The following is a 9,956-nucleotide window of genomic DNA, read 5'->3' on the forward strand; positions in this document are numbered from 1 at the left end:
CGCGCGTCCGGCCGGCCTACCGCCTCGTCCGGAGTACCTGGTCGCGCAGCTGCCGCCGACTGGTCACGGCCAGCTTCGTGAAGATGCTGCGCAGGTGGAACTCGATCGTCTTCTCGCTCAGGAACAGCTCGGCCGCGATCTCCTTGTTGGTGAGGCCGCGGGCCACCAGGTGGGCGACCTCGCGTTCGCGGGCGGTGAGTTCGAGCAGGCCCCTGCCGCCCCCGCGGTTGCGATGCGCTCCGGAGACGATCAGCTCCTCCTCGCAGCGGTCCAGCACCGGCTTGGCGCCGAGCGCCGCGAGGAGGGCGCGGGACTCGTGCAGCAGCTTCACCGCGTCCTTCCGCCGGCCGGTCCGGCGGAGCAGCCGCCCGCAGGCCAGCGCGAGTTCGGCCCTGCCGAGGGGGAAGTCGTCGGCCGTGGGACGCTCCGCGAGCCCCGCTCGGTAGTGAGCGAGGGCGGTGCCCGTCTCGCCGCGTCGCTCGGCGAGCATGCCGTCGAGCCGGTGCCAGGTGGGGGTGAGGAAGCACGGTTCGGGTGCGGTGTCCCGGAGCTCCCGCAGCTCCTCGTCCGCAGCGCCGTACTCGCCGGTGTGGATCAGCGCCTCGACGCGCTGTGGCCGCCACAGCAGCTTCCACAGCCGGGCGTACGCCGGCGGCTCGCCCGTGCCGCCGGCCAGGGGCTCCAGCGCCTGGAGAACGCCGGCGTGGTCGCCGCGGGCATGGGCGACGGCCGCCTCGGCCACCGCCGCCGCCACCACGTCCTGCTGGGCCCCGGAGCGCTGCGCGGCCTCGTGGGCACGGCGGGCATGGCCCGCCGCCCTGTCCCCCTCGCCCCGGCCCGCCGTCAGCAGGGCCGCCGCCATGTGAGCGGGAGCGAGGTCCCACAGCCTCCCCTCCGCACGCGTGACGGAGAGGCTCTGGTCGACGAGTGCGGCCGCCTCGTCCCAGGAGCCCTGGAAGTAGCGGACGAGGGCCAGGCCGTGCAGGGCGCGGGTTCCGGCGAAGGGCGTCACCGTCGCCTCCTTGAGCCGCTGCACGACCGCGGACAGGTCGCCGCCCGCCGCGGCCAGCCGGCCCGCGTCGAGCCGGAGCAGGCCCCGCCAGAGCAGGTCGTCGGGGCCGGCCGGGGCGTCACGCAGCACGGCCGCGGGGCCGGTCAGCATGGCTCTGGCCTGTAGGAGGAGGCCCCGGGCGAAGCTCTCGCGGCGCGGGTCGAGCGTGCCCTCGTCCAGCGCCCGCCTGCCGGCGGCCTCGGCCGCCTCGGCGCGGCCCTGCCACAGGTACGTCACCTGGAGGCTCAGTGCGACGGACGCGGTCAGCCCCGTGTACCGCCCGGTCCGTTCGATCTCGTCCAGGGCCGCGGTGAACCAGCGTTCCGCTTCCAGGGAGTCGAGCCCGTAGAACGCCGCCGCGCCGAGGACGAAGCTCCGCAGCGGCGATTCGGAGCACACCACGGCCTCGTCGCGCAGTTTCCTGACGCGTGAGCAGCTCTCCGACATGGCGAGCTCCACGGCACCGGAGAGCAGCCTCGTCTCGCGATCGGCCCGGTCGGTGGACAGGCGGGACGCCCACAGGAGGTAGGAGCCGGCCCGCGAGGAGTGCCCCGCGGCGGTCGCGGCCCGCGCGGCCCGCTCCAGTTCCTCGGCCAGGACGGGGTCGGTGGAGTCCGCGGCGGCCACCCGGTGTGCCCAGGCGGCGTCGGCGTCGACGAGGCCGGCGGCAGCCGCGTGGAGCTCCCGGCGCCGGGCCGGGCTCATCATGGCGTAGACGGCGTCCCGCTGAAGGCGGTGGCGCAGGGCCACGGGGCTGGTCGGGTCCATGGGATCCCAGTCCATGAGCCCGGCCCGCAGGGCGTGCTCCAGCGCCGTCGCGGGCTCCTCCACCCCGGCCAGCCGTGCGACCTGGGCCAGGGGCCGGGGGGCGTCGACGACGGCCAGGGCCTCCAGCAGGGCCTGGCTCGGTCCCGGCAGGGCCCGCACCTGTGCGCCGATGGACAGGGCGATCGAGCTCGGTGCGGCCCTGCCGACGAGGTCGCCGGTGAGGACGCGGGCGGGGCACTCGCTGAGGATGGTGCGCAGATAGAGCGCGTTTCCGCCGGTGCGTCCGTGCAGCTCGCTGATCGTCGCGCCGTCCAGGTCTTTCTGCCCGAGTGCCCGGGCCAGCAGGCGGACGTCGTGCGGCGTCATGCCGCCCAGCTCGATCCGCAGGACCTGCGAGGAGCGCAGAAGCAGCCGTGCGAGGGACGGGTCGAGTGCGTGCAGGCCGTTCCTCCCACCTCGTACGGACAGCACGGTGAGGACCGAGTCCGCCCACAGCCGGCGGAGCAGGAAGCTCAGGGCCCTGGCCGACTCGGTGTCCGCCCACTGCAGGTCGTCCACGACCAGCAGCACGGACTGCCCTCCGCCCTGCAGCTCCCCCACGAGGCGGACGAGTTCGGCGCCCACGGCGAACGGCGCCGCACCGGGCGCCAGGGGCCCGCCCAGCAGCGGGAGCCCGGTGAGGTGTTCCGGACCGACGCGGGAGACGAGCTGGCCGACCAGCCCGAACGCGTAGTCCGTCTCGGCGGGGTCCCCGGTGGCCCACAGGGCCGTGAATCCGGGCAGTCCCTCGGCGAGGTGGCGGAGCAGCGCCGTCTTGCCGACCCCGGCCTCGCCCCGCACCTCCACCAGCCAGGGGTCCCCCTGCGCCGCCTTCTCCGCAGCGGTCCTGAGCATGTGGAGCTCGTCCGCCCGCCCGACGAAGACGTCCGCGTTCCTCATGGCGCCACTTCCCCTCGCCGCCACCGCGGCACTCGGTTCCGGCCCCGGTGGGCAGGAGGAGACCACGATCCTTTCGGGCCCGGTGCACCGGCGCCCTGTGAACAGTCCCTAGTGAGGTCCGCCCGGCCACGGACAGAGGTCCCGCCCGATCAGATCGATCGGACGGGACCTCTTCACCGTTCACGAGACGGATTCGAGAACGACTGTCGTTGGGTCAGGACCACCGCTCACCGAGGCGACTCCCAGCCGTCTACAGATCCAGCCATGGCTTGTCCAGCCGGAACATCCACTGTCCACAGACGCTCGAAGAATTCGGATCGATCTTCTTGAAGTACATGAGCTGGGGCTGCTGGCCGGCGAGGTTCTTGCAGACCTCGTCTGAGGCGTCAGGGACACCTGCCAGGGTCCATGCGTACGACATGAGAGCGGCCTTGAGGTCGGGGTTGTAGATCCGGTAGTAGCCGTTGTTGCTGCTCGGTTCCAGAAGGAACCAGGCGCGGCCACCAGGAGTGGCGCAGGGCCTCGCGACCACCGCCTGCTGAATGTCGTTGTTCGGCAGGACGAGGCAGTTGTTGGGGTTGAGCATCGACCTGAGGCGGTAGTAGGGCTTCCCCTGCCAGGCGCTCTTCCCGAGGTACTCCACCTTCCACTTCTGCCCGAGGGCCTCCGCCTCAGGAGTCGCATAAAGAGACGAACCGTTACTGGTGCTGGTGTTGTTCAGAGCCCGCAGCGAGCTGACCTCGTTCAGGCGCATATCCGGGGTGGAGGTGGAGTCCCCATAGATCCTGTTGGTCCCGTCATAGTACGGGCTGTCGAGGGGGATACCGCCGGTTTCTGCCGGCTCGCTGCACTGGAACTTCTCCTCCTCGGCCGTCATACGGCGACTCTCGAAGGTGACCGTGCCACCGCCCTTTTGCATGTCGTCCATCACAGGGCTGGTGATCGTGATTTTCTTTGCATATGTCGAGCCGTTCACACCGCCGGTCTCGTAGACCTCGACACCGTCCTCGTACTTGGCCCAGAACGTGCCGCTCGCCTCCCGTATGGCCGGGGCGGCTTCGAACCACATCTTCTGCCGAGAACTGCCGTAGTCGAGGTACTCCTCGCCGAAGGTCTCCTCCGTGCTCCACGTCCAGCCTGTCGACTTGGTGAAGCTCGCTGAAATATCGGCGGACAGAGTCTTGAACCCCCCAAGCTCGCCCAGGCCGAATTCAACGGTGACGCCGCGGCTGGTCTCAATGCTGTAAGTGGAGCCCCTCGTCCATGAATGGGTGAAGTTGATCGTCGGGGTGGAACCGTCCTCAGTGCATGCCCAGGCGGGCTTACCGAACGGCTTGGGCTCGACCGGGATGTCCTTCCACCACGTCCCGTCCGCCCGCTTCAGAGGCTGCGTGTTGCACCACTCCATCTTCTGGTTGGCGCAGTCCCAGGGCAGATTCGGGAACGTCTGCTGCGTGGATTCCTCCGGATCCGGCGTACCGGTGCATGTGTACCGAAGCTGGATCTCCTCGTGGAACGCGCTGTTGTTCCGGATGACATATTCGACACCCGAGCGTCCGTCCACGTCCGTCCAGATGCTGCCGAAGCCCGGCTCGTTCTGGTTTCCGCCGGACACGAAGATCAGAGACGGGTTCGACTGGACCGTGTACTCGGCTTTGACGCTCAACTCCCTCAGCGGCGGTGTCTTGATCTTCGTGCCCTTCGGGCATGCGGCCTTCCAGTGCCTGGTGACGGAGGGCTTGATCCGCAGCTTCGGGGTGTACTGGGTGAACTCGTTCGTGGCCTGCGCCGGTGTCTCCGTGACACCCACGCCGGCCAGCCCGCCGAGCGTGACGGCGAGGGCGGCGATCAGCGAGCCCGTTCTGGTTCTATATCGCCGTGGGCGGCGTCCACTGAGTATTGACTTCGAGGGCATCTGACAATTCCTCTCTCCAACCGACCGAAACGGGGCACTCGCTTCCTCGCGTCCGAGTGCCACCAGGTACGGGGAGCAAGAGTGACGGACTTCCACCCCCGGAACCCCAGTGATCGTCCCTAGAGTTCGGCGGTGGGATCAGGTGAGGCTGTGGGCGAGTGCGGTGACGTACCTGCGGATGGAGTGGTCGCGTACGCCGTCACTGGCGGGGGCGAAGGCGTCCGCGGTGAGGCCCTTGGCCCGGTCGGTCAGGCCGCCGAGCAGCGAGACCGACTCGCGCACCCTTCCGTCGGAGTCGATGTAGCGCAGGGTGTCCACGTGGGTGAAGGCCGGCTCGGGCGGGAGCTGCGGCACGATGTCGTTGTTGTTCACGAAGCGGAACATGCGCTTCTTGAAGCCCTTGTTGAACGCCGCGGCCAGCAGCCGGTCGCACGTGCGGGGCTGACCGAAGGTGCACACGCCGTCGGCGAGCAGGGCCGGTTCGTCCAGGTAGAGGCGGGCGCCGGCGAGCATGGCCAGGGCGCCGCCGAGGCTGTGGCCGGTGAACCACAGTGTCTGCCCGTTGGTGCGGAACTCCGCGATGGTGTCCCTGACCGCCGGGAAGACCGAGTCCAGCGCCTGGGCGAAGCCGTAGTGGACGAAGCCGGTCTTCGCCGGCCCCGGCCACGGAGGGGTGGTGGCGTCCGACAGCCAGTCGCGGATCTGGGCCGGTTCCGTGCCCCGGAACGCGGTGATGATCATGTGGTCGCTGGCCACGGTGTACGCCTGGGTGTCCTCCAGCGGGAACGGCGGCGTGAAGCGCGTGTGGTGGTGCCGTACGCGGTCGAAGCCCCACTCCCGGGCCTGCTGCTCGATGGTGGGCTCGTCCTTGTAGGCGAGGTCCGACGCCTGGGCCAGCCAGTAGGCGAGCGTGAGGTCGCACGTGCGGGCCTGGTGGTCGATGGTCTGCGGTACGGACAAGGGACTTCCCCTTCCAGAGACGGGACGCGATCGGTGATGTGCCCCGTCATAGCCGCCGGCGCCGCGCTTTCGGGGCGACGCCCCTCCGCCTTCACCCGAACGGAGGGTGGCGAGCCGCACCGCCGCCGACGGTGCGCGTGCGTACGATCCGGGGGTCTTGTGCCACCTCGGCCATGACGGCGGCGCCTCGCGGGAAAGGACGTACGGGCCGGTCAGCCGAGAGAGAGGGGCCGGGACGATGCCTTTCAGGGAGCCGCGCCAGGGCGGCCGCACCAGCCGGGACGTGGAGCTGAACCCGCTGTTCAGCCGGGAGCCCGTGCGGGTGCCGCGCTACGCCCTGCCGGCGTCGGGCATGGCCCCGGAGACCGCGTACCAGCTCGTGCACGACGAGCTGATGCTGGACGGCAACGCGCGGCTGAACCTGGCGACGTTCGTCAGCACGTGGGCGGAGCCGCAGGCGCACCGGCTGATGGCGGAGTGCGCCGACAAGAACATGATCGACAAGGACGAGTACCCGCAGACCGCCGAGCTTGAGGCGCGGTGCGTGCACATGCTGGCCCGGCTGTGGCACGCCGAGGACCCGGCGCGGGTCGTGGGCTGTTCCACGACCGGTTCGAGCGAGGCGGCGATGCTCGCCGGACTGGCGCTGAAGCGGCGCTGGCAGCGGCGGCGCCGGGCCGAGGGGCGCGACGCGGGCCGGCCGAACATCGTCATGGGCATCAACGTGCAGGTGTGCTGGGAGAAGTTCGCGAACTACTTCGAGGTCGAGCCGCGGTACGTGCCCATGGACGGCGACCGCTACCACCTGAGCCCGGAGACGGCCGTGGCGCTGTGCGACGAGAACACCATCGGCGTCGTCGCGGTGCTGGGATCGACGTTCGACGGCAGCTACGAGCCGGTCGCCGGGATCGCGGCCGCGCTGGACGCCCTGCAGGACCGTACGGGTCTCGACGTGCCCGTCCACGTGGACGGGGCGTCCGGCGCCATGGTCGCACCGTTCCTCGACCCGGACCTCGTCTGGGACTTCCGGCTGCCGCGCGTCGCGTCGATCAACACGTCCGGGCACAAGTACGGGCTGGTCATGCCGGGCGTGGGCTGGGCGGTGTGGCGGGACGCGGACGCCCTGCCCGAGGAACTGGTCTTCCAGGTCACCTACCTCGGCGGCGACATGCCGACGTTCGCCCTGAACTTCTCCCGCCCCGGCGCGCAGGTCGTCGCCCAGTACTACACCTTCGTACGGCTCGGGATCGACGGGTACCGGCGGGTCCAGGCGACCTGCCGGGACGTCGCCACGCGGCTCGCCGGGAGGATCGCGGCGCTGGACCCGTTCGAGCTGGTCACGGACGGCAGCGAGACGCCGGTGTTCGCGTTCCGGATGCGTGACGGCGTGGACGGATTCACGGTGTACGACGTGTCGGCGGCGCTACGGGAGCGCGGCTGGCTGGTGCCCGCGTACCGGTTCCCGCCGCACCGGGACGACCTGGACGTGCTGCGGGTCGTCGTCCGCAACGGCTTCAGCCACGACCTCGCCGATCTGCTGCTGGACGACCTCGACCGCGTTCTGCCGCGGCTGTCCCGCCTTGAGCGGCCGCACCGCACGGCCGCCGACGCGGGCGGGTTCGCGCACGGGGCGGAGAACCGCCGACCCCAGGCGCGGCGCCGCCCCGCCGAGGCCGCGAGCTGAGCGGGGCACGCCCATGTGCCGCCTCTTCGGCCTCAGCAGCGCCCCGTCCCGTACCCGCGCCACCTTCTGGCTGCTGGACGCGCCCGACAGCCTCGTCGAGCAGAGCCACCGCGACCCCGACGGCACAGGGCTCGGGTTCTTCGGCGCTGACGGCACCCCGCACGTCGACAAGGCGCCGCTGGCGGCGTTCGACGACCGGGCCTTCGCCCGGGAGGCGAGGAGCGTGGAGTCGGCCACGTTCCTCGCCCACATCAGGTACGCGTCGACCGGTGACCTGACGGACCGGAACACCCATCCCTTCCTGCGCGGCGGGCGGCTCTTCGCCCACAACGGCATCGTCGGCGACCTGCCCCGGCTGGACGCGGAGCTCGGCGCGGAGCTGCGGGCCACGATCACCGGCGACACCGACTCGGAGCGGTTCTTCGCGCTGATCGACCGGGAGACGGAGGCCCTCGGCGGGAACGTCGCCGCGGGCATCACACGGGCCGCCCGCTGGATCGCCGCCCACCTGCCCGTGTACGCGCTGAACCTGGTCCTGACCACCCGCGACGAGCTGTGGGCGCTGCGCTACCCGGACACACACGGCCTGTACGTGCTGCGCCGCGGCCCCGGCGGCCACCACGGCGCGCGGCACCTCGACCACAGCGGCACGGCCGGCCGCATGCGGGTCCACTCCTCCGACCTGGCGGCCGCGCCCGCGGTGGTGGTCGCCAGCGAGCGCATGGACGACCACCCCGGCTGGCGGCTCCTGCGCCCCGGCGAACTCCTCCACGTACGCGGCGACCTGGAGACCGTGAGCCGCGTCGTCCTGCCCGACGAGCCCGCGCACCGGCTGACCCCGGCCGACCTCGGCGCCGAGGCGGCCGCGTCACAGCAGGCGGTCTGACGGCGGCGCGGCTCCCGGGCGGCAACAGCCCGGCCCATAAGCGCCGCTTGAGGGATCCCAAAGTATCCGTAAGGCGTCAAATCGGGCCGACTTCGGCCAGTTCAGGGTCGACAGGCGGACATCCGGGAAGGGAAGTGTTCGATAACCGCACGTGCCGTGACCATATGGCGTGCGATTCTGCCGGCCTTTCACGCCGTGCCTGAACACCCGGTGAATCAGGCCATAGGCAGGGAACATCCTATAAATGCTCACTTGTGATTAATGGGTGCCGGGCGGAGGATCGCTGCTCGTTCCCGCGTGACCCTCGGCCCGGCACACCACACCGCCGGACCGAAGGCCACGCCCACCTTCCGGGCGAGGAGGATCCTGTGAGCGACCGGCTGAGTCTCAGTCCCGAGGCGGCACGGCAACTCGCGAACACCACCAAGACCACCCCGCAGATGCGCGGCATCACCCCGCGCTACCTGCTGCGCGCCCTGCCCTGGGTGGACGTCGAGTCCGGCGTCTACCGCGTCAACCGGCGCCGCACGTACGTCCTCGGCGACGACCGCATCAGCACCCACACGGAGGACGGCGCCGCCCGCGTCGTCCCCGGCGACCTCCGCGAACTGCCCTACCTGCGGGACGCCGACGACGCGCTGCTCGCCGGCCTGGCCGGCTCCTTCACCGAAGTCGCCTTCGAGCCGGGCGAGATGCTCGCCGCGGACGGCGACACCGCCGACCGCCTCTGGGTGCTCGTGCGCGGCCGTGCCGAGAAGCGGGTCGACGGCCCGTACGGCGAGGACGCGTTACTTGAGGTCGTCGGCGACGGCCAGTTCTTCGACCTGGAGACCTGGACGCGCGGCGAGCCCATGCCGTACCGCGTCAAGGCGCTCACCGCCGGAGTCGCCCTGTGCCTGGACCGCACCGCCCTCAGCGAACTGATCGACCGCCATGAGCCGATACGGTCGGCCGTCGACGGCTATCTCACCGAGGGCGCCTCCATGGCAGGGGCCGAAGTGCCGGTCGACCTCAGCGCGGGACACGCCGGCGAACCGGACCTGCCGGGGACGTTCGTCGACTACGAGGACACCCCCCGCGAGTACCACATGACGCTCGCCCAGACCGTCCTGCGCGTCCACACCCGCGTCGCCGATCTGTACAACGGGCCCATCGACCAGACGCGCGCCCAGTCCGTCCTCACCATGCACGCGCTGCGCGAGCGGCAGGAGGCCTCACTCCTGAACCACCCGCGCTACGGCCTGTTCAACAGCGTCGCCCCGGGCCAGCGTGTGCAGTCCCGCACCGGCCGGCCCACCCCCGACGACCTCGACGAGCTCCTCACCCGGGTGTGGAAGCAGCCCGCGTTCTTCCTCGCCCACCCCAAGGCCATCGCCGCGTTCGGCCGCGAGTGCACCCGCAGGGGCGTTCCGCCCGTCACCGACAACCGGTTCGGCAGCCCGCTGCTCACCTGGCGCGGCGTGCCCCTGCTGCCCTCCGACAAGGTGCGCTTCTCGGGCGGTGCGGGCGGCGTCGGGACGACCGAGATCCTCCTCGTCCGGACCGGTGAGGCCGAGCAGGGAGTCGTCGGGCTGCGCCCCGCGGCCGTGGCCGACGAGGTCGAACCCGGCCTGTCCATGCGGAACATGGGCGTGGACCAGAAGGGCATCACGTCCTACCTGATGACCGCGTACTTCAACGCCGCGGTGCTGGTGGAGGACGCCGTCGCCGTGCTCCAGAACGTCGGGGTGCACCACTACCATGACTACGCCTG

Annotated in this window: 6 protein-coding genes; 3 read left to right on the plus strand and 3 right to left on the minus strand. The window is 71.0% G+C overall.

All coding sequences use genetic code 11. From position 1 onward, the window contains the following. Positions 1–16: 16 nt before the first annotated feature. The 3 genes from HTZ82_RS15120 to HTZ82_RS15130 all read right to left on the minus strand — a co-directional run bounded on the left by HTZ82_RS15120 (position 17) and on the right by HTZ82_RS15130 (position 5,633). Positions 17–2,758 (minus strand): AAA family ATPase, encoded by a 2,742-nt coding sequence (locus HTZ82_RS15120; protein WP_175409901.1) that lies wholly within the window; start codon positions 2,756–2,758, stop codon positions 17–19. Between the two features lie 250 nt (positions 2,759–3,008). Further along, positions 3,009–4,673: a hypothetical protein gene (locus HTZ82_RS15125; RefSeq protein ID WP_175409902.1), complete on the minus strand. Its 1,665-nt coding sequence runs from the start codon at positions 4,671–4,673 to the stop codon at positions 3,009–3,011. Between the two features lie 138 nt (positions 4,674–4,811). Then, a complete protein-coding gene (locus HTZ82_RS15130; RefSeq protein WP_175409903.1) occupies positions 4,812–5,633 on the minus strand; it encodes a lipase family protein in 822 nt (273 codons plus the stop codon). A 238-nt stretch (positions 5,634–5,871) separates the two neighbouring features. Here HTZ82_RS15130 and HTZ82_RS15135 point away from each other — a divergent pair, with 238 nt between their 5' ends. The 3 genes from HTZ82_RS15135 to HTZ82_RS15145 all read left to right on the plus strand — a co-directional run. After that, the gene (locus tag HTZ82_RS15135) at positions 5,872–7,317 is read left to right on the plus strand and encodes a glutamate decarboxylase (protein WP_175409904.1); all 1,446 of its coding nucleotides are present in this window, start codon (positions 5,872–5,874) and stop codon (positions 7,315–7,317) included. 13 nt (positions 7,318–7,330) lie between these two features. Next, a complete protein-coding gene (locus HTZ82_RS15140) occupies positions 7,331–8,203 on the plus strand; it encodes a class II glutamine amidotransferase (RefSeq protein ID WP_175409905.1) in 873 nt (290 codons plus the stop codon). A 368-nt stretch (positions 8,204–8,571) separates the two neighbouring features. Then, on the plus strand, positions 8,572–9,956 hold a 1,385-nt coding region (locus HTZ82_RS15145), incomplete at its 3' end, for a family 2B encapsulin nanocompartment shell protein (RefSeq protein WP_175409906.1).

It is taken from the genome of Streptomyces sp. TRM64462 (assembly GCF_013362995.1).
Lineage (GTDB): Bacteria > Actinomycetota > Actinomycetes > Streptomycetales > Streptomycetaceae > Streptomyces.

Coding starts and splice junctions, on each gene's coding strand:
- HTZ82_RS15120 (WP_175409901.1), bottom strand. CDS start 2,758: ATGAGGAACGCGGACGTCTTCGTCGGGCGGGCGGACGAGCTCCACATG.
- HTZ82_RS15125 (WP_175409902.1), bottom strand. CDS start 4,673: ATGCCCTCGAAGTCAATACTCAGTGGACGCCGCCCACGGCGATATAGA.
- HTZ82_RS15135 (WP_175409904.1), top strand. CDS start 5,872: ATGCCTTTCAGGGAGCCGCGCCAGGGCGGCCGCACCAGCCGGGACGTG.
- HTZ82_RS15140 (WP_175409905.1), top strand. CDS start 7,331: ATGTGCCGCCTCTTCGGCCTCAGCAGCGCCCCGTCCCGTACCCGCGCC.